The 318-nt window shown below is 39.3% G+C and carries 1 protein-coding gene; it reads right to left on the bottom strand.

Going from position 1 to position 318, the window contains the following annotated elements:
• The coding region (locus tag AAEY62_RS21345) for a DUF6942 family protein (protein WP_502935536.1) at positions 1 to 318 on the bottom strand (318 nt) is incomplete at both ends.

Below are 318 nucleotides of genomic sequence, written 5' to 3'. Positions count from 1 at the left end.
CAATAATATTATTAATAGCGTCTATTGCAAACTCGTCATCGAGCCAATCAAACTGCGTTTGTAATTTACCGTGTTGGAGTAAATTTTTAGCGTGGGTGCGCCCGGCAATTATGTGCAGTTGGTTTTTATTGCTAGAAGCTTTATCTGCAGAAGTAATAGTAAGATTAGGCGCGCTAAACAGTAGGGCGGTTTTACTGTTTTTTTGAAGTAAAAATTCATCGCGATATTGCTGCCAAGTAGGCGCTTGTTTTGCAAATGAGTAATGCTCACTAGGCAGGGCAAACAATACTTTAGCGTATACGTTAAATACTTTACGCC

The organism is Pseudoalteromonas sp. GW168-MNA-CIBAN-0100, from assembly GCF_040309225.1.
Taxonomy (GTDB): domain Bacteria; phylum Pseudomonadota; class Gammaproteobacteria; order Enterobacterales; family Alteromonadaceae; genus Pseudoalteromonas; species Pseudoalteromonas arctica.
Note: the sequence above shows the minus strand (reverse complement) of the source record. Positions and strands in the feature narration are given on the sequence as shown.